The 17,894-nt window shown below is 37.8% G+C and carries 25 protein-coding genes; all 25 read left to right on the top strand.

What is annotated here, in order from left to right:
* Positions 1-58 precede the first annotated feature (58 nt).
* The 25 genes from MCBB_RS02255 to MCBB_RS02375 all read left to right on the top strand — a co-directional run bounded on the left by MCBB_RS02255 (position 59) and on the right by MCBB_RS02375 (position 17,813).
* Positions 59-1,141: a hypothetical protein gene (locus tag MCBB_RS02255; RefSeq protein WP_071906177.1), complete on the top strand. Its 1,083-nt coding sequence runs from the start codon at positions 59-61 to the stop codon at positions 1,139-1,141.
* Between the two features lie 83 nt (positions 1,142-1,224).
* Positions 1,225-1,686, top strand: a complete 462-nt coding sequence (locus MCBB_RS02260) for a DUF1890 domain-containing protein (RefSeq protein WP_071906179.1) — start codon at positions 1,225-1,227, stop codon at positions 1,684-1,686.
* Between the two features lie 2 nt (positions 1,687-1,688).
* Positions 1,689-1,994, top strand: coding sequence for a DUF1894 domain-containing protein (locus MCBB_RS02265; protein ID WP_071906181.1), 306 nt, complete (start codon positions 1,689-1,691; stop codon positions 1,992-1,994).
* A gap of 2 nt (positions 1,995-1,996) precedes the next feature.
* Positions 1,997-2,968, top strand: coding sequence for a methionine synthase (locus tag MCBB_RS02270; protein WP_071906183.1), 972 nt, complete (start codon positions 1,997-1,999; stop codon positions 2,966-2,968).
* Positions 2,956-3,573: a thymidylate synthase gene (locus tag MCBB_RS02275; RefSeq protein ID WP_071906185.1), complete on the top strand. Its 618-nt coding sequence runs from the start codon at positions 2,956-2,958 to the stop codon at positions 3,571-3,573. Before MCBB_RS02270 ends, MCBB_RS02275 begins: the two co-directional genes overlap by 13 nt.
* 417 nt (positions 3,574-3,990) lie before the next feature.
* Positions 3,991-4,953 (top strand): methenyltetrahydromethanopterin cyclohydrolase, encoded by a 963-nt coding sequence (mch, locus tag MCBB_RS02280; RefSeq protein WP_071906187.1) that lies wholly within the window; start codon positions 3,991-3,993, stop codon positions 4,951-4,953.
* 312 nt (positions 4,954-5,265) lie between these two features.
* Positions 5,266-5,724: a riboflavin synthase gene (gene ribC / locus MCBB_RS02285; RefSeq protein ID WP_071906189.1), complete on the top strand. Its 459-nt coding sequence runs from the start codon at positions 5,266-5,268 to the stop codon at positions 5,722-5,724.
* 332 nt (positions 5,725-6,056) lie between these two features.
* The gene (locus MCBB_RS02290; RefSeq protein WP_071906191.1) at positions 6,057-6,377 is read left to right on the top strand and encodes a carboxymuconolactone decarboxylase family protein; all 321 of its coding nucleotides are present in this window, start codon (positions 6,057-6,059) and stop codon (positions 6,375-6,377) included.
* A gap of 293 nt (positions 6,378-6,670) precedes the next feature.
* Positions 6,671-7,216 carry a 50S ribosomal protein L15e gene (locus MCBB_RS02295; protein ID WP_071906193.1) on the top strand — a complete coding sequence of 182 codons (546 nt, stop codon included), beginning with the start codon at positions 6,671-6,673 and terminating at the stop codon, positions 7,214-7,216.
* Between the two features lie 3 nt (positions 7,217-7,219).
* Entirely contained in the window at positions 7,220-7,642 is a 423-nt protein-coding gene (locus tag MCBB_RS02300) for an RNA-binding protein (RefSeq protein ID WP_071906195.1), read from the top strand.
* Between the two features lie 315 nt (positions 7,643-7,957).
* Positions 7,958-8,668 (top strand): ribonuclease P protein component 3, encoded by a 711-nt coding sequence (gene rnp3, locus MCBB_RS02305; protein WP_071906197.1) that lies wholly within the window; start codon positions 7,958-7,960, stop codon positions 8,666-8,668.
* Positions 8,669-8,930: 262 nt separating this feature from the next.
* Positions 8,931-9,296 carry an Rpp14/Pop5 family protein gene (locus MCBB_RS02310; protein ID WP_071906199.1) on the top strand — a complete coding sequence of 122 codons (366 nt, stop codon included), beginning with the start codon at positions 8,931-8,933 and terminating at the stop codon, positions 9,294-9,296.
* 208 nt (positions 9,297-9,504) lie between these two features.
* Entirely contained in the window at positions 9,505-10,254 is a 750-nt protein-coding gene (gene psmA, locus MCBB_RS02315; protein ID WP_071906202.1) for an archaeal proteasome endopeptidase complex subunit alpha, read from the top strand.
* A gap of 3 nt (positions 10,255-10,257) precedes the next feature.
* Positions 10,258-10,953: a ribosome assembly factor SBDS gene (locus tag MCBB_RS02320; RefSeq protein ID WP_071906204.1), complete on the top strand. Its 696-nt coding sequence runs from the start codon at positions 10,258-10,260 to the stop codon at positions 10,951-10,953.
* Between the two features lie 70 nt (positions 10,954-11,023).
* Positions 11,024-11,812 (top strand): exosome complex RNA-binding protein Rrp4, encoded by a 789-nt coding sequence (gene rrp4, locus MCBB_RS02325; protein WP_071906206.1) that lies wholly within the window; start codon positions 11,024-11,026, stop codon positions 11,810-11,812.
* A gap of 16 nt (positions 11,813-11,828) precedes the next feature.
* Positions 11,829-12,545: an exosome complex exonuclease Rrp41 gene (rrp41, locus tag MCBB_RS02330; protein WP_145975994.1), complete on the top strand. Its 717-nt coding sequence runs from the start codon at positions 11,829-11,831 to the stop codon at positions 12,543-12,545.
* Between the two features lies 1 nt (position 12,546).
* A complete protein-coding gene (gene rrp42 / locus MCBB_RS02335) occupies positions 12,547-13,338 on the top strand; it encodes an exosome complex protein Rrp42 (RefSeq protein WP_071906211.1) in 792 nt (263 codons plus the stop codon).
* 243 nt (positions 13,339-13,581) lie between these two features.
* Positions 13,582-13,851 carry a 50S ribosomal protein L37Ae gene (gene rpl37A / locus MCBB_RS02340; protein ID WP_071906213.1) on the top strand — a complete coding sequence of 90 codons (270 nt, stop codon included), beginning with the start codon at positions 13,582-13,584 and terminating at the stop codon, positions 13,849-13,851.
* Positions 13,852-13,983 (top strand): DNA-directed RNA polymerase subunit P, encoded by a 132-nt coding sequence (locus MCBB_RS02345; RefSeq protein ID WP_071906215.1) that lies wholly within the window; start codon positions 13,852-13,854, stop codon positions 13,981-13,983.
* A 52-nt stretch (positions 13,984-14,035) separates the two neighbouring features.
* Positions 14,036-14,527 carry a Brix domain-containing protein gene (locus tag MCBB_RS02350; RefSeq protein WP_071907959.1) on the top strand — a complete coding sequence of 164 codons (492 nt, stop codon included), beginning with the start codon at positions 14,036-14,038 and terminating at the stop codon, positions 14,525-14,527.
* A 26-nt stretch (positions 14,528-14,553) separates the two neighbouring features.
* Positions 14,554-14,826, top strand: a complete 273-nt coding sequence (locus MCBB_RS02355) for a KEOPS complex subunit Pcc1 (protein WP_071906216.1) — start codon at positions 14,554-14,556, stop codon at positions 14,824-14,826.
* A 105-nt stretch (positions 14,827-14,931) separates the two neighbouring features.
* Positions 14,932-15,282, top strand: coding sequence for a prefoldin subunit beta (locus tag MCBB_RS02360; protein ID WP_071906218.1), 351 nt, complete (start codon positions 14,932-14,934; stop codon positions 15,280-15,282).
* Between the two features lie 42 nt (positions 15,283-15,324).
* Positions 15,325-15,606: a DUF3194 domain-containing protein gene (locus tag MCBB_RS02365; protein WP_071906220.1), complete on the top strand. Its 282-nt coding sequence runs from the start codon at positions 15,325-15,327 to the stop codon at positions 15,604-15,606.
* A gap of 569 nt (positions 15,607-16,175) precedes the next feature.
* On the top strand, positions 16,176-16,859 hold the full coding sequence (locus MCBB_RS02370; protein ID WP_071906223.1) for a HisA/HisF family protein: 684 nt from the start codon (positions 16,176-16,178) through the stop codon (positions 16,857-16,859).
* Between the two features lie 24 nt (positions 16,860-16,883).
* On the top strand, positions 16,884-17,813 hold the full coding sequence (locus MCBB_RS02375; RefSeq protein ID WP_071906226.1) for a PfkB family carbohydrate kinase: 930 nt from the start codon (positions 16,884-16,886) through the stop codon (positions 17,811-17,813).
* The last annotated feature ends 81 nt before the right edge of the window (positions 17,814-17,894 follow it).

Below are 17,894 nucleotides of genomic sequence, written 5' to 3' on the forward strand. Positions count from 1 at the left end.
TAATGATAATAGATAATATGAAAAATAACAATTAAGTCCAGAGGGATGGAGGAATAAAATGGCTTTAGTCGCTCAAACTAATCTTCAATTCATATTAGAAGTGGCAATTTTCATTCAGATTGCGGTGATGTTGCTTCTAAACATCATACCATTTTCACTTAGCCTAGTGCTCTTTTTAGCTTTGATCTTAGGTGTTGGTCTAACCCTGCTTTTCGGTGCAGATGCGCTTTTCCTTTTCTTACCTGGTATGACCCACCACGAATTCACACATCCCTATGGATCTCTGGCCATTCTGGCGATTATAACACTCCTTGCAGCATTACCCATGATGCAACAAGTTGGAATAAAGGTTAGAAATCTTAAGGGATTCACAATACTTATGGCAATTATCATAACAGTTGTGGGAGGATTGATGCACAGATCCTTCCTTCTGCTGTGGTTTTTAGGATTGGTCATAGGATTATTCATCATTTCAAAATCCTTCAGACAAAAATCGATTTTCACAATAAAAAGGATGATATTGGGGATTACAGTTGTTTTAGCAGGTTTTGGATCCCTTGAACTCCTTTCAAGATTGCTTTCAATGCCAATACTGAGTCCACTTCTGAGGCTTGAAAGAATTGAAACCAACGCACTTGCAAGTGTTGAACTGGTTATAAAGAACACAACACTTTTTGGCCATGTACCAACGTCAAGTTATTGGGGTGCAAGTGACCCTGGAAGTTCCAGTGGATACATATCCCTACCAATAAACATGATAATGTTATTTGGATTACCATTTCCTGTTTTCTTTGGTATACTCGTTACAAAGAAGGATGTAATAGATTATATGTTACCCGGAATCTTTGGATATGCCTACGACTTTGGATACGTGGTCATGATCCTACTGCTTGCATGGTGCGTTTTTGTTATGTACGTGGGATTCAAGATACTGGCTGCATACAGGGAAAAAAGAGAGAAGGGTAACAGAAATTATCTAGGAAGGGAAGCACTTCTTATAGGTTCTTTAACAGCTTTTATATCCCAGGCGGTTGTTGGTTTATTCTTGATGAACCGTTCAATCAATGGAACAGCCCTTTTAACCTTTATGTTCCTGAGCGCACTCGTGGTTGCACATGTACTTGTTGTAAAACGGGATTGAACATTAAAAGAGATCCAGCGTTAAAATTATGAGTTCAACAATACAGATGATAATGCATTAATACGATGAATGGAGGATGAATTATGAAAAAAGCCCTTATATTGTTAGGATGTCCGGAAGCCCCATCACAAACTCCAATGGCAGTTTATTCAACCTATAAACTCCAGCAGATGGGATATGAAGTAACAGTTGCAAGTACACCCTCTGCAATGAAACTTCTGGAGGTTTCGGATCCAGAAGAACTCTATGTTAAAAACAAGATAGATATAGAATCATGTCTTGAAAACCTTGAACCAGAACAGTACGATCTTCTCGTGGGATTCGTTCACAAGGATGCTGCTGTTTCTTACTTCGTAACATTCTACCACATATTGAACACAGATTCAATTGCACTGGTATTTGAAAAAGACCCAGATCTTCTTGAAAAATTCCAGAAGGCAGTTTCAGAAAATACCGATGCTAAAATAGTAGCTGTAAGGGCTTATCATAACCCAACACCCCTCAGAGTTAAATTTGATAGGGCTGTTAAGGGATTGGAGGAATAAAAATGACTTTCTGTCTTGAAACCTACCTGCAGGAATCAGAGGATTACAGGATACTGACTTCACGGTCTGGATTTAAAGACTGCTCCAAGCTCATTGAAAAAGAAGCAGTCAAGGTTATCCATGTGAATCCTGGAGAAAAAATACTTGGGGCCCGTATAATTGGCCTTCCACCTGTACCCATAGGAATCGATGAAGAAAATAGTAGGGTCATGATTCCATACACCAAACCCTGCCACGGAACAGCGGTTGTGGAAATTCCAATTGATGAAGAAGAGTTATCAAGGATCAAATCTGTTGCAGTGGATTGAAAATGTTAACCACAGTTGTTGGAAGTTATCCAGCGTTACCAGAAGAACCATCCTCCTTATCTCAAAAACTTTCGAGTTTTTTTGGGATCTACGATAGATACAAACCTGCAATAGAAAGTGCTGTGCGGGATCAAATAGAAGCAGGAATTGATATTATATCCGATGGACAGGTAAGGGATGGTATGGTTGAGATCTTTGCAAAGGCCATTCCAGGAATGACTGTTGAAGGTAACACTCCCAAGATCGTTGGGAAAATAAAACCCTCTCCAGTATCCATATCTGCTGAAGACCTTAAATATGCGGTAAAGGTTTCTGAAAGCATCTCCAAGGAATACGGCTCAAATCAAGGTAAAAAAATCAAAGATGGTGTTAAAGGAGTTAAAGGTATAATAACCGGTCCTTCAACCCTGGTTTTTTCATCAATTCTTGAGGGTTTTTACAAGAGCAAAGATAGTGCTGTTATTGATTTAGCACATGCTTTAAAGAAGGAAGCAGAATTTTTAGAAAAAGCAGGAGCAGTTTACATTCAAATTGATGAACCATTTCTTTCAACTGGACTTCCAGATGTAAAAACTGCAAAAGAAGCCGTTGAAATCATAACAAAGGATCTGGAGGTCCCAACAGCAATGCACGTCTGTGGAGACGTAAGGGATGTTTTTAAGGAGCTTTTAACATTTCCTGTGGACATAATAGATTGTGAATTTGCAGGAATTCCTGGAAACATTCATGTTCTTGAAGAAGCAGCGAAGAAAGGTCTCATCAAGGATAAGAAGATAGGTTTTGGATGTATCGACACCAAGAAGAAGGAAGTTGAGGATCCCAAAAATGTTTCAGAACTCATAAAACAGGGTTTGGAAGCTGTTGGAAAAGATAACATTATAATTGACCCTGACTGTGGAATGAAAATGCTTCCAAAAGAAGCTGCATTCTCAAAACTCAAAGCAATGACGGAGGCGGTAGGATGGCTATCCTGAAGAAGGTACCAACCATAAAGGAAGGCTGGAAAGCCCTTGTAAAAACTATAGTGAAGAAAGGTGTTGAAATAAATGATGAACGCGGCTCATTAACCAAGGAAATTTTAAACACAATGGTGATGATTAAAAACCCCCTTGACACAGAACCACCTGAAGGATACTTCTGGAGCGGTGAAAAACTGGATAAATACGCTGAACAGTTCCTCTCTGATGATAAACAGGGATTCGTTTACACCTACGGCAACAGGTTAAGGGCACACTTCCAGGGTATAGATCAGATACAAGAAGCAATAAACAGACTCAAAAATTGCAAGGAATCAAGACGGGCCATATCCATAACATGGGACCCTCCAACAGACACCGCAAACGATGAAGTACCCTGCATGATACTCGTTGACTTCAAAATACGCGACGGCAAGCTTCATACAACCGGTCTGTGGAGATCACATGATATTTACGGGGCTTGGTTCCCAAATGCAGTGGGACTCAGCCACCTGGCCCAGTATGCAGCAGGTGAGATTGGGGTTGAGGTTGGAACACTCACCATCCATTCGATAAGTGCCCATATCTATGAAGTGAACTTCAAAGAGGCGGAAGAGGTTTAAAGAAAGGTTTTAAATTTTAAAAATTAATTTAATACCAATCTTTTCACTTGTTTTTATTTTCAAATTGTTATTCTGTCTGATTTTAATTTATTTGATTCGTTATATCCTTACGGGTAAATCTCTTGTTATCTATTATTAAATCTATAAACTATTTAAAATAGAATCTTACGTTTTATAATTATTCTTTAATCAATTAAATTCTTAATAAAAGATTTTTAAGCTATGCACATGATTTTTTTTATTTTCAATTTTGGTTCACGTGGTTTTGAAAATAAAATAAAAAAACTTAAAACTCTTGTTGGATTAAACTGAATTAAATTAAAAAACTGAATTAACATTAAATTGAATTTAACTCTTCACTTTATTGAAGGTTCAATTTATGAGGATGTTAAAAATTTGAATTTATGAGGTGAAACAATGGTAAGTGTCAATCTTGAAGCAAAAAAAACATTGGATCAGATGATAGAAAATGCAGAGGAACTCAACGTAGCAGTTTCAAAACTCGATAACGGTGCAACAGTAATTGACTGTGGTGTGAACGTTGCAGGAAGCTTTAAAGCAGGAGAACTTTACACCAAGATCTGCCTTGGTGGACTGGCAGAGGTTGGAATATCCATACCAGGCGACCTTTCAGAGAACTTTGCAATACCCTCCGTTAAGATAAAAACAGACTTCCCTGCAATATCAACACTCGGAGCACAGAAAGCAGGATGGTCAGTCAGTGTGGGAGACTTCTTTGCACTTGGATCCGGACCTGCAAGGGCCCTTGCACTCAAACCTGCAGAAACCTATGAAGAAATAGGATACAAAGACGATGCAGACATTGCAATATTAACACTTGAAGCTGACAAATTACCTGGAGCAGACGTTGCAGAATCAATAGCATCAGACTGCGGTGTTTCACCAGAAAACGTTTACCTACTTGTAGCACCAACATCCTCCCTTGTTGGTTCAATCCAAATAGCTGGAAGGGTAGTTGAAAACGGAACCTACAAGATGCTTGAATTCCTCAAATTCGACGTCACAAAGGTTAAACATGCAGCAGGTATAGCACCAATAGCACCAGTTGACCCAGACGGACTCAAAGCAATGGGTAAAACCAACGACGCAGTTCTATTTGGGGGCAGAACCTACTACTACATAGAATCCGAAGAGGGAGATGACATAAAATCAGTTGCAGACCAACTACCATCTGCATCCTCAGATGGATTCGGTAAACCATTCTACGATGTCTTCAAAGAAGCTGGATTCGACTTCTACAAAATAGACAAAGGAATGTTTGCACCTGCAGAAGTTGTTATAAACGACCTTAGAACTGGAGAAATGTTCCGTGCAGGAGCAGTGAACGTTGAACTTCTGAAGAAGTCCTTTGGAATTTAAAAGTTCATTTGGAATTTTAAAATCTTTTAAATCATGAAACTACCTTAAAATATTTTTTTATTTCTTATTTTTTTACAGATTTTATTTTAAACTTATTTTAAAGTGGATTTAAAGCAGGTTCTTTTCGAATTAAGTTTGTGGTTGAGTTCACTTAATTTCAAATATTTTCAAAATATATTTTATAGACCTGTTCATAAATTAGGTTAAAGAAAAAAAATGGATTTAAGAAATTTAAGAAAATTTTAAACTAAAGCTGATACGATACCATTTTTTAAAATATTTAGAAAATATTCATTCAAATCTGGTGATAAAATGAAAATAGGAATCTGTGACACTACATTTGCACGTTTTGACATGGCAGGAGCTGCACTTGACCAGATAAAGGGTCAGATCGGTAACATAAACTTCATAAGGTGCACTGTGCCGGGTGTGAAGGACCTTCCAGTGGCATCCAAAAAGCTCATAGAAGAGGAGGGTTGTGAACTTGTCATGGCATTTGGAATGCCCGGCCCTGAAAAGATAGACAAACTATGTGCCCACGAAGCATCAACAGGCCTTATAAATGCCCAGCTCATGACCAACACTCATATAATTGAGGTTTTTGTCCATGAAGATGAGGGACTGGATGAAAAGGATCTTAAACAACTTGCAGAGAACCGTGCACGTGAACATGCAGACAACGTTGTTAAAATGCTCTTCAAACCAGATAAAATGCGCCGTGAAGCAGGAACTGGTATGAGGGAAGGAAGAGAGAACAAAGGGGCTCTTTAAGATTTTGCTCAGCCCTACTCAGAGTTGAGGATGTAAAGACTTAAAAAGAAGCCTTAAATTTATTTCTTATATTTTAATTTATATTTTTTTAAAAAAATAGTAATTTAAAGATTTAATAATTTAACGATTAAATTTTAAAAATTCAACATTTAAAAGAATTTAAACTATTAAAGGGTTTAAATTATTATAAAAAAAATATTTGTAAAGATTTTTTTGGCATTAAAATAATTTAATAGACATTTTATGGATTCAAGTTAAACTTATATCCTCTGAAGATCATAAAGTATGTTACATAATGTGTGTTAACTAAGAGTTTTTTGGAGGTCTTTTAAGTGAAAGATGAAGTATTTTTTAGTAAAGGAATGAGCCATCTTAAAGAGGACTACCCGGATCTTTACGACCTCAGTGTTACATTGAACGATACCTGTTACACTGGAAAGGTTCTAGACTACAAAACACAGAAGTTAATGGCAATAGCCATAACTGCAGCTGCTTCTGATGACAGAGCTATTAAAAAACAAATTTTAAGCGGTATGAAGGAGCTTGACATAACCAAAGATGAAATAATGGATGTTTTAAGGGTTGTGCTCCTTACAGCTGGAAAACCTGCATTCACGAAGGCTGTAAGAATACTTTACAAAGTGTCAGACTAATGGACACCACCTTTCTTCTTTTTAATTTTTGAAGTTTCCTTGAATATTTTCGGTTAATTTAAATAATCCCTTTTCAAGATAGTAATGTACCCTGAATTTGAAGGGTAAAACTTTTTAAATAGGAATTAACCAATAGTGATCATCGCTTATTTTGGTGATATGGAAATATGATTTTAGGATCATCTTTGATCAATTAAGATTGTATTCAACAATTGATATCTTAGGATGTCAAACCTATTTTGGGACGAATAATCCCTGGATGTGGCGAAAGCTGAACAAAAGAGGTGTATTTAATGTACAAATATATAAGAGATGCATGGAAAAACCCAGATGACTCCTACGTCAAGGAACTAATGCGTGAAAGAGTTCCAGTCTGGAGAAAAGAAAGTGTAATCAAGAGGATAGACAAACCTACCAGAATCGACAGAGCACGATCCTTAGGCTACAAAGCCAAAAAAGGATACGTAGTTGCAAGAATTCGAGTCCGCAGAGGTGGAAGGCGAAAAACAAGATTCACAGCAGGTAGGAAGCCTAAAAGAATGGGTGTTAACAAAATAACCCCTAAAAAATCCATCAAAAGAATTGCAGAAGAGAGGGTTGCAAGAAAATACCCTAACCTTGAAGTTCTTAACTCATACTGGGTATGGGAAGATGGAAAATTCAAATTCTTCGAAGTAATCCTTGTTGACCCAAACAGTCCTTCAATCAAAAACGATCCAAAGATCAACTGGATCTGTGAGAAACAGCACACAAGTCGTGTGTTCAGAGGCCTTACAAGTGAGGGTAAAAAGACAAGGGGACTCCGAGTTAAAGGAAAAGGTTCAGAGAAGGCAAGGTAATCAATGATCCATAACATCTCATACAGAGCATTTGTTTATGGAACAGAAAACCAGGAAAAAGTGGAAACAGGTATTAAAACCCTTTTTCCTTCTTCTTCACCCCAAAGTGAGCTCACAGAGGGTTACTATAAAAATTCTGTTTTAATTTTAAGCGACAAGATCACCAAAAAAAGGGAAACACGGAATTTTGTCAAGATTTTAAATGAACTGCCTGTTCCTGATAAGAAAAGGATTTCACATCAACTGGAAAATAAAATAGATGATAATGGAAATCTATTTTTAAGATTCGACAAGCAAAGGGCGTACCTTGGGGATCTGAAGGTGGTTGAACATGGTGATTCGATCCATGTTAAAATAAAGATAGCTGCCTACCCTGCAAAGAAGGAGATAGCACTGAAGCTTGCAAGGGAAATGTTTGAAATCTAACATTTTTTTATATACTTCAAATCATTTGTATTTCAATCAATTCTATCAATTTCAATCAAATTTAGATTTCAAAATTCTTTTAAATTATAACTTAATTAACATTTATAATCCTATAAAGGATGCTGAACGAAATTAATAATTTAACGAGTATTTCAGTAATCCTCCATTTATCATGAATCAAAATGAAAAATAATTTCCTCTATTTCCTCCAATAATTTCTTAATAAATCTTTTTACTAAACTAATAATAAAATCCTAAATCAGTGATTGTATGGTGGAATACCAGAGTAGACGTAAAAATACTGGGTGATAAAACATGTTCTTCGATTTTCACTTCCACGGCGGTAGAAAACTCCTCATGGAAGCAGAGAGGTTGGGTTATTCTGGAGTAGCAGTTGTAAAGTATATGGATGATTACAACAAAGAATTTTTGAATCATCTCATGGAGTTAAAAGAAGAATTCAATGAAAAGTCCCAAGACAGAAGTTTCATGATCTACAGTGGCGTTGAGATCACCCCAAAAAACCCTGAAGACCTTAAACGAAAGGTTCAAAAGTTCCGCAAAAAGGCGGATGTTGTCATGGTTAAGGGAGGCGATCTGAAGATAAACAGGGCTGCATGTGAAGATCCTCGCATTGATGTGTTGTCCCAACCCTACAAGAATCGTAGAGACAGTGGAATGAACCACGTCCTTGCAAAGAAGGCTGCAGAAAACAGTGTTGCTGTTGAGATAAACCTTAAATATCTTCTCAAAACAAATCCCAGAAACAGGTACCGGGTTTTAAATCAGTTCCAGCAGATCGTGAAACTTCAAAGAAAGTTCAACTTTCCAATCATGACCACGTCTGCTGCAGCATCGATTTACGACCTCAGAACTCCTCAAGATGTAACTGCACTTTCGAGATGCTTCGGATTGACCAGGGAAGAGGCAGTTGAAACAATATCCAAGACTCCTCAGGAAATAATAAAAAGGGATGAATTAAGAAGCAGTGTTGTTGTTGAGGGTGTGCGAACGATTTCTACATGAATAACGTCCATGTTTCACGGTTTAAATTAATAAATTAAGAAGATTCAAACGTACTATCTGTTATATTCTCATTCCGTGGTATCATCAAGGATTACGTCAAGGATTAAATATTATATTCTGTATAATCTTAATTCCTTAGTAATTGAAGTTGATTCGTAATTCTTTCTCAGGCATATATCAGATAACTAGTATTTAATTTAGTGGATGAATAGTTAGATGTTAGATAAACAGATATTAGATAAATATGTTGTAAGATGATTAAATGAAGCTTAAAATACTCCCACCGACTCTCCGTGTAAAGAAAAGGTACGTTACATTTGAGTTGATATCCCAAATACCCTTAAGACGTGAAGATGTGATATTCATCATTGGTGAAGCTTCACAGGATCTCTACGGGGCATGTGGTACCAGCCGCTTTGATTTGTGGCTTGTTAAACTCTGGAAATGTCACTCAACTCCGGATGAAACTGTTATGAAGGGCATCTTCCGATGCAACCGTGATGAACTGGAATCTGTCATGGCAATAATCCCGACCATAACCCGGTTTAAAGGTCGAAGAGTTGTTTTTCACACCCTTGGAATTTCAGGGACAATTAAATCTGCAATAAAAAAGTTTATTAAACCATGAAAATAAGATGATTAATTAGTTTGAAATAAATATTCAAATACATTTTATAAAATGTGCATAAGTACAGACGATCTGAGAATAAAAACGTGGCTATGACTTCAAATCCTTGTTTTTTTATGTAGATGGATTTGATGTGGTGAATTTGGTAATGGCCGCAGTCAGATTGAATTTCATTTCTAATTTGAGAAAAAGATAGAGAGGTATTTATATGCAACCGTTTCCAGGAGCAGGATATGATAGGGCTATAACAGTATTTAGTCCAGATGGAAGACTATTTCAGGTTGAATATGCAAGAGAAGCTGTAAAGAGAGGTACAACTTCATTAGGTGTTAAATCAAGCGAGGGAATAGTACTTGTGGTTGATAAAAGGCCAACAAGTAAACTTGTGGAACCTAAATCAATAGAAAAAATATTCCAGATAGACGACCACATAGGAGCTGCAACCTCTGGACTGGTGGCAGATGCAAGATCCCTCATTGAAAAAGCCAGGATGGAATCACAGATCAACAAAATAACCTACAACGAACCAATAAGGGTGGAAGGTCTTGCAAAGAAAATCTGCGACATGAAACAGATGTACACCCAGCATGGAGGGGTCAGGCCATTCGGATCGGCCCTTATAATTGGTGGAGTTAATGATTCCGGGTGCAGACTCTTTGAAACAGACCCAAGTGGTGCTTTGATTGAATACAAGGCAACTGCAATTGGTGCTGGAAGGCAAGTGGCAATGGATGAGTTTGAGAAGAAGTATCATGAAGATATAAAACTCACAGAAGCCATTGAACTGGCACTGGACGCTGTTTACGAGGCAACTGAAGGTAAAACAACCCCGGAAAGCGTTGAAATTGCCCTCATCGAAGCCAAGGACAAAAAATTCAAAAAACTCCCAGACGATGACATAGCAGATCATGTTGAAGAACTCCTCATCCGAAAATCTAAGGAAGAAGAAGAGGAATAAATTATGGTTACTCTTGAAGATGCAGTTATAGCCCGTTTGGAGTACTACGGAGAACATTTTGAGATCCTTGTAGACCCAGATCTTGCATCGGACTTTAAAAGAGGCGAAGACATAAAGATCGAAGACGTACTTGCAGTTGAGGAAGTATTTAAAGATGCAAGGAAGGGGGATAAAGCTTCTGAAGAGGCCATGATGAAGGCCTTCAGCACCGTTGATCCTATAGAAGCTGCTCCAACCATAATCAAAAAGGGACATGTGCAGTTAACTGCCCAGCAACGTAAGGAAATGCAGGAAGAGAAGCGAAAGATGATCGTTGCAACCATAACCCGAGAATCAATAAACCCCCAGACGAAACTTCCACACCCTGCAAGAAGGATAGAAATAGCAATGGAAGAATGCAAGATCCATGTTGATCCATTCAAAAGCGTTGATGAACAGGTTAAAACAGTTCTCAAAGCCATACGTACCAAGATACCCATACGGTTTGAGAAGGTGAAGGTTGCAGTGAAAATACCTGGAGACTTCACAGGCAAGGCCTATGGAGCAGTATCTGAATTTGGCACCATAAAAAATGAGGAATGGCAGCAGGATGGCTCATGGGTAGCAGTCATCGAAATACCTGGAGGACTGCAGGACAGTTTCTACACTAAGATGAGCGAACTTACGCATGGACAGGTGGAAACAAAGCTGATCAAATGATTTAGATGTTTATTCAGGTAAACCATCTATAATTCTTATTTTTTGGCATTCCATGTAAAGGAGGCAGAATGTGATATTTGTAGATGATAAGGAAATAGTGATTCCAGGTGATGTTCTTGCAGATGAAGAATATCACGCAGGAAGAGGGACTTTCAGGGAAGATAACAAAATATGCTCATCCCTTGTAGGTCTTGTGGCCATAAGAGACAAAAAAATAAGTGTAATACCTCTACAGAGCAAGTACATTCCAAGACGGGGTGATGTTGTCATTGGGGAAATCACAGACATAAGATTTTCCATGTGGAATCTGGATATAAACTCTCCCTACTCTGGATTTTTACCAGCTTCAGATGTTTTTGGAAAGGAGAAAAGGGAACTTAACAAAACCTTTGATGTTGGAGACGTTCTATTTTTAAGGGTAGTGGATGTTGATGAGGTCAAAAAAGTTAAACTCGGCCTTAAAGGACGAGGTCTTGGAAAATTCAGGGGAGGAATTCTCATAAACATCACCCCAACCAAGGTACCAAGGCTCATAGGTAAAAAAGGTTCCATGATAAACATGATAAAAGATGAAACCCACTGTGATGTTGTTGTAGGACAGAACGGAGTTGTGTGGGTTAAAGGGGAACCTTCCATGGAACGAGTTGCTGAGAAGGTTATAAAGATGATCGAGGAGCAGGCTCACACCTCAGGATTGACAGATCGGGTGAGGGAAATGCTTTCAGAACTTCTTGGTAAAGAAACTTCAGAAGATGAAGAAAGTTTTGAAGCAGATAAAAAGGCTTCAGAACATGAGGACAGTTCCGAAGAAGATGCTCCTGAAGAGGAAGAAGAAAATGGAGAGGAATTGATCCAGTAAAGGGGTGATTATTATTATGGCAGATAGTAATTTAAGCACAGGTACAGAAACCAGTGCAAGGGCTGATGGAAGAGCTTTTGATGAATTAAGACCATTCAAAATAGAAGCAGGAGTACTTGAAAGGGCTGATGGTTCAGCTTACCTTGAAATTGGAGGTAACAAAGTCCTTGTGGCTGTATATGGGCCAAGAGAACTCCACATAAGGAGATTGATGCAGCCAAACAAGGCGGTTTTAAGGTGTAAATACAACATGGCTCCCTTTTCAGTGGACGACCGTAAAAGACCCGGACCAGATCGCAGATCAGTTGAGATATCAAAGATAACCTCTGAAGCACTAACACCTGCAGTTTTTCTTGAGAAGTTTCCAAGATCAACCATAGATGTCTTCATCGAGGTGATAGAGGCTGAAGGAGGAACAAGATGTGCTGGTATAACTGCTGCGTCAGTTGCACTTGCAGATGCAGGTATACCCATGAGGGACATGGTTGTGGCATGTGCAGCTGGAAAATCCAATGGTCAGGTTGTATTGGATCTTTCAGAGCTTGAGGATAAAGAAGGTGAGGCAGACCTTCCAGTAGCTATGATGCCAAGAACCGGTGATATTACACTTCTTCAGATGGATGGCCATCTCACAGGTGATGAATTTGAAAAGGCCATTGATCTTGCAATGGATGGATGCAAAAAATTAGGTGAGGCACAGAAGCAGGCCATAATAAACAGGTATGGTGATTAATATGGTTACTATAATTCCTGAAATAATAAAGGAAAGCATTACAAATCTTGTTAAAGAGGGAGAAAGAACAGATGGGAGAGCTTTTGATGAATATCGTGAAGTATCCCTTGAAACTGGTATCATCACTAAAGCAGAGGGTTCTGCCAGGGTTAAACTAGGAAAAACCCAGATAGTGGTGGGTGCAAAACCTCAGATAGCCGAACCATTCTCAGACACACCCGGTATGGGTGTTTTAATGACGAATTCTGAGTTACTACCCATGGCAGCACCAAATTTCGAACCAGGACCACCTGATGAACGTTCTGTTGAACTTGCAAGGGTTACAGACCGCTGTATTAGGGAAGGAAAAATCATCGACCTTGAAAAACTCTGTATAATTGAAGGGAAAAAGGTGTGGATGATCTTTCTGGATCTTCACATAATTGACTACGACGGCAACCTCATGGATGCAGCAGTTCTTGGAAGTGTTGCAGCACTCTTAAACACCAGAATACCACAGACAAGGGTTGAAGATGGTGAAGTTGTCCTTGACACTGAAAACACAGTTCCATTACCAATCAATGAAAAAGCTTTGATGTGCACCTTCGCAAAGATAGGTGATGAATTACTCATAGATCCATCCCTTGAAGAAGAAGACATAATGGATGCCCGTATTTCAATTGGTGTAAGGGCTGATGGTAGTATATGTGCAATGCAGAAGGGTGGAGAAAAACCGTTCAAAAGAGAAGAAATCCTTAAAGCAGTCTCTATTGCAAGGGAAAAAACTGCTGAGCTTAGAGAGTATCTGGATTAAAAATCCGGATCAATCTTTTCTTTACCCATGTCTATTTAAGGTATGACTTGATACTATAATAGTTCAACAACAGTTTTAATAACCCCTGACACTAATATCTATAATAATTCTATTTATGCCATGAATTTTAATGAATATTAATGTTATTATGGTAATTATTAAAGTTCTGGGTAAGATCAGGGCCAGTGATTCATTCATGGCGACCTATCAAAAATTCAAAAAATCAAATTTAAAGGTGATATAATGGCAAGAACTAAGAAAGTAGGAATAACCGGAAGATTCGGTGCAAGATACGGAAGGAAAGCAAAAAGATCCGTTAAATCAGTAGAAGAAAGCATGAAAAAGAATCATGTTTGCCCTCAATGTGACAGACCTGGTGTAAAAAGGGTTTCAGCAGGAATATGGAAATGCAGGAAATGTGGTGCAGTATTCACTGGTGGAGCATACCTTCCATCAACTCCAATGGGAAGAACAGCTACCAGGAACATAAAGAGGATAGTTGGAGGCTTATAATTGTATAAATGTGGAAAATGTGGTACTTTAGTAGATATTAAAGGATACACAGAGTCCAAATGTCCAAGTTGCAGGTACAGGATACTTTTCAAAGTAATACCTCCTGTGAAAAGGACGATAAAAGCAAGATAATCTTTGAAGGTAGTTTTTTACTATTTTCAATATGGAACTGATAGGGTATCCCATGTTAATAACCACATCTAGGAAGCCTTCTCAGAGAACAAGATCCTTCTGTAAAAGTTTAGATAGAGTTATAAACTCGGAATACACTAACAGGGGGAAGATGAGCCTGCGTAATGTTTTGTTAAAATCTTCGCAGTTGGGATTTGACAAAACTGCAGTGATCTCCGAGACCAAGGGTAACCCTTCTAAGATAGATTTTTACAATGAAAAAGGGGATATTGTCCTTTCTATGGATGTTACAGTATCCATCACAAATTCCAAGGGCAGGGTGAAGATCAAAGAACTTTCCCTGAAATCTGAGATGGATGACCTTAACATTTTAGGAGAATTATTGGGTGTTCCAAAATGTATGGAAACCCTCAAACGGGAAAACGTCCTGGTTCTTAAGAAAGGAGACAATGAAAGAAGGGCTATAATGGAATTTTATGATTCCAAAGGATTGATAACCGGCCCCAAAATATACATCAAGGATTGGAGAATATTCCATGAGTAAACACATACCTACCGGGAGATGGAACTGTGGAAGTCCTTGAAGGTGTTGAAACAGAACTGGAAATGGAATTTGACACCCCTGAGGATGCAGAGATAATATTGAAATCAATAGAACCTGAAATTCGCACATCTCCCTCAGATAGGGCATCTGTAAGTGTTCATCTTGCAGGCAGCACCATAAGGATCAAGGTAGATGCAGAGGATGCAACTTCACTGCGTGCCTCTCTGAACTCTTACTTGAGATGGACTAAGCTGTCTTACGAAATTCTAGAACTTAAAAAATACATCAAAACCAAATAAGCTTTTTATGATAGTTTTGCATGATCATACAAAATTAACCATAAAATAAGGGCTTAAATGAAATTAAAAAAAAATTTAAGATAATTTTTCTTATGAGGTGATAAAATGGAACTTCCACAAAACATCCAGCATCAAATAGCTCAATTTCAGCAGGTGCAGCAGCAGGCACAGGCAATTTCAATGCAGAAACAGAGTGTAGAACTTCAGATAAAGGAAACTCAAAAAGCACTTGACGAACTGAAAAAGGTTGAAGATGACAGCGACGTATACAAAACCGCAGGAAATCTTCTTGTAAAAGTTAAAAAAGACGAAATAACTGCAGAACTTGAAGAAAAGGTTGAAACACTTGAACTTCGAGAGAAAACAGTGAAACGTCAAGAAGAGCGTATCATGAACAAACTCCAGGAAATGCAGGCATCCCTTCAGGAAGCAATGCAGGGCGCAGGAATTTCCTAAATCCTTCATGATCTATCTAAATTCATTTAAGGAGTTAGTTTCTTGAGTAAACTCAAAAGGCTGAGCAGTGAAGATCTGGATACAATCTCAGAATTCACATCTTCAGCCGCAGAAAACTTTATTTTTAAAAAAATATCTAAAAAAGAGGTCATGGACTTCAACGTAGATGTTGAAATGGATTATGAAGATGAACTCAACGTTGACGTCGAGGTTCACATCGTTTTCGATGAACTCTCAAATGCAAGTAATGAAATGGCCCAGGAAGCTGTTGATCATGCACTGGAGGAACTCGGTAAGTTCTTGGATGATAAATACAGAACATGAGTTTAAGGGAAGTCCTTTCAAAAATATTTCCTCCCCAAAATACCTCTAAAATTCCAGCTTTTTTTCATTGAAAACTTCATTATTACAAATCCAATCTTCAACAGAGGATAAGTAATACATTTTAGCATAAAAGTATTTATAGTGGGCTGAACAATCATTCTTTAGGTTGTCCATGTTAGGAATTAGGACTTCCTCAGCTATCTGATAAGTAAAATTTTACCCAACATGGATCCAACCGGCTTGGTTTATAGAGTATCCAAACACTCTTTCGCTCAAATGTTTCCTTCAGAGGATACTCTATAACATACAATCAAGCTAAGGAATTATATTCCGAACAACAGATTTTTGATTTTTTCAAACGATCTTTATCCTCCTTTTTATATTAAGAAGTGTAATTAATAGTGTCCTTTGTTAATCCGGCTAACTCATTATTGTAGTATATCCTTGCAATCGGTTCATTGATATTCATTTAATGAATCAAGTGAATTAACCAAAATTTAATTAACTAAAAAATCAAAAACAGGTTATTTTATTCAATATTATGATTTTACTAAACGGGATGTTACTCAATGATAATACCAGTTATCGATCTAAAAAATGGTGAAGCAGTTTCAGGTAAATCTGGAATGAGAGAAACTTATAAACCTCTTAAAACAATTTTTTCACAATCTTCTGATGCAGTGGAGATTGCAAAATCCTTAAAAGCTGCAGGAGCAAAGCGTATGTACATAGCAGACCTGGACTCCATTGAAGGAGAGGGATCTAACCTCCAAATCGTGAAGAAGGTCAATGAAATAATTCCTGTTATGCTGGACGCGGGTGCTAACAATGTTCAAAGGGTTGAAAAGTTTTTAAAATTTGCAGATAAGGTTATTATTGCAACAGAAACACTTAAAACTCTTAAAAGTCTTGATGAGATATTTAAATCCTTCAAGAGAGATGAACTGGTTCTGAGCATAGACATAAAGAACAACGAACTTCTGGCAAGGGATATGGACACGGATCTGAATACTCTTGTTAATAAAATAAAAGATTTAAAACCTCCTGAAATCATTTTACTTGATATATCTCGGGTTGGAACTGAAAGTGGTGTTAATAACGCCATTATTAATAAGTTTGAAGCATTTAAATCCTCAATAATTATGGGTGGCGGTATCCTTGAGGAGAATATTGAAGAACTCTCAGGTAAAGGTGTTCATAAGTTCCTTGTTGGTTCTGCACTCCACTCTGGTAGAATAAGGTCCATGTTTTAAGTTCAAAAAAAGGAGAAGATTAAAATGTCGAAATTTCTCATTGTAGGTCCATTAACCATGGATACCATAGTCCGTGACAAAAAGACCTACCAATCAACAGGAGGGGCTGTTTATTATCAGGCAGCAGTTCTATCTCGAATGGGAGTGGACACAACTGCAGTTGTAACCTTTGCAGAGGAGGATGAACACCTCCTTGAATCTTTTCCAGATGATGTAACCTTTCAACCTGTTTTCGTTGATAAAACACTGAAGTTCGAGAACATATACCCAAACCATGATCCCAATCACAGGATCCAAAATGCACACATCACTCAAAACCCAATAAAACCTGAAAACCTCAGCAAAATCGATCTTAAAGGATTCGACGCATTTTTAATATCTCCACTCACACCCTTCGATGTGCCCCTTGAAACTGTTGAATATCTTTCCAGTTTCGATGTTCCAATTTATGCAGGTATACAGGGATATTTAAGGCATATAAAAGAAAATAAAGTTATCTTAAAACCTTGGGGTGAATTTAAAAGATTTTTAAAGTTCTTTGATGTTGTGTTCCTTGATGAGGTGGAGGCAAGGGTGGTGCTGGGCACACACATCCACAAACTCGAGTCTGTTGCAAGAACCATCGGTAACTTTGGACCAAATGAAGTTGTAATCACCATGGGGAATAGGGGATCCATCATATATTCAGTAAAAACTCAAGGTACCTATAAAATTCCTGCATTTCCCCACAAGCAAAGGGTAGATCCTACAGGTTTGGGTGATACTTACATGGCCGCCTATGCAACTAAAAGGATGGAAACCTCAAACCCTGAAACGTGCGGAATATTTGCATCCATGGCATCCACTATAAAACTTGAATCTGAAGGAAGTTTTGATGGTACAAAGGGTTTAGTGGAGGATAGAATCAGTGAAGAGAATATAATCAGTATAGAATCTGTAAAAAAGCAAGTATAATATTTATTTGAGCAAATTAACCCTTCTTTAAAATTTATTTCTGATTTTATGGTTTTTTTAACATTCCCTTTAAAGATATAT

Source organism: Methanobacterium congolense, from assembly GCF_900095295.1.
Classification (GTDB): Archaea; Methanobacteriota; Methanobacteria; order Methanobacteriales; family Methanobacteriaceae; genus Methanobacterium_C; species Methanobacterium_C congolense.

Excerpts from the sequence above, each read along its gene's own strand:
- MCBB_RS02310 (WP_071906199.1), top strand. The coding sequence starts at position 8,931 with ATGAAGCTTAAAATACTCCCACCGACTCTCCGTGTAAAGAAAAGGTAC.
- MCBB_RS02350 (WP_071907959.1), top strand. The coding sequence starts at position 14,036 with ATGTTAATAACCACATCTAGGAAGCCTTCTCAGAGAACAAGATCCTTC.
- MCBB_RS02265 (WP_071906181.1), top strand. The coding sequence starts at position 1,689 with ATGACTTTCTGTCTTGAAACCTACCTGCAGGAATCAGAGGATTACAGG.
- MCBB_RS02370 (WP_071906223.1), top strand. The coding sequence starts at position 16,176 with ATGATAATACCAGTTATCGATCTAAAAAATGGTGAAGCAGTTTCAGGT.
- MCBB_RS02255 (WP_071906177.1), top strand. The coding sequence starts at position 59 with ATGGCTTTAGTCGCTCAAACTAATCTTCAATTCATATTAGAAGTGGCA.
- MCBB_RS02375 (WP_071906226.1), top strand. The coding sequence starts at position 16,884 with ATGTCGAAATTTCTCATTGTAGGTCCATTAACCATGGATACCATAGTC.
- mch (WP_071906187.1), top strand. The coding sequence starts at position 3,991 with ATGGTAAGTGTCAATCTTGAAGCAAAAAAAACATTGGATCAGATGATA.
- MCBB_RS02270 (WP_071906183.1), top strand. The coding sequence starts at position 1,997 with ATGTTAACCACAGTTGTTGGAAGTTATCCAGCGTTACCAGAAGAACCA.
- MCBB_RS02300 (WP_071906195.1), top strand. The coding sequence starts at position 7,220 with ATGATCCATAACATCTCATACAGAGCATTTGTTTATGGAACAGAAAAC.
- psmA (WP_071906202.1), top strand. The coding sequence starts at position 9,505 with ATGCAACCGTTTCCAGGAGCAGGATATGATAGGGCTATAACAGTATTT.
- MCBB_RS02360 (WP_071906218.1), top strand. The coding sequence starts at position 14,932 with ATGGAACTTCCACAAAACATCCAGCATCAAATAGCTCAATTTCAGCAG.
- rrp41 (WP_145975994.1), top strand. The coding sequence starts at position 11,829 with ATGGCAGATAGTAATTTAAGCACAGGTACAGAAACCAGTGCAAGGGCT.
- MCBB_RS02275 (WP_071906185.1), top strand. The coding sequence starts at position 2,956 with ATGGCTATCCTGAAGAAGGTACCAACCATAAAGGAAGGCTGGAAAGCC.
- MCBB_RS02295 (WP_071906193.1), top strand. The coding sequence starts at position 6,671 with ATGTACAAATATATAAGAGATGCATGGAAAAACCCAGATGACTCCTAC.
- ribC (WP_071906189.1), top strand. The coding sequence starts at position 5,266 with ATGAAAATAGGAATCTGTGACACTACATTTGCACGTTTTGACATGGCA.
- MCBB_RS02320 (WP_071906204.1), top strand. The coding sequence starts at position 10,258 with ATGGTTACTCTTGAAGATGCAGTTATAGCCCGTTTGGAGTACTACGGA.
- rnp3 (WP_071906197.1), top strand. The coding sequence starts at position 7,958 with ATGTTCTTCGATTTTCACTTCCACGGCGGTAGAAAACTCCTCATGGAA.
- MCBB_RS02260 (WP_071906179.1), top strand. The coding sequence starts at position 1,225 with ATGAAAAAAGCCCTTATATTGTTAGGATGTCCGGAAGCCCCATCACAA.
- rrp42 (WP_071906211.1), top strand. The coding sequence starts at position 12,547 with ATGGTTACTATAATTCCTGAAATAATAAAGGAAAGCATTACAAATCTT.
- rpl37A (WP_071906213.1), top strand. The coding sequence starts at position 13,582 with ATGGCAAGAACTAAGAAAGTAGGAATAACCGGAAGATTCGGTGCAAGA.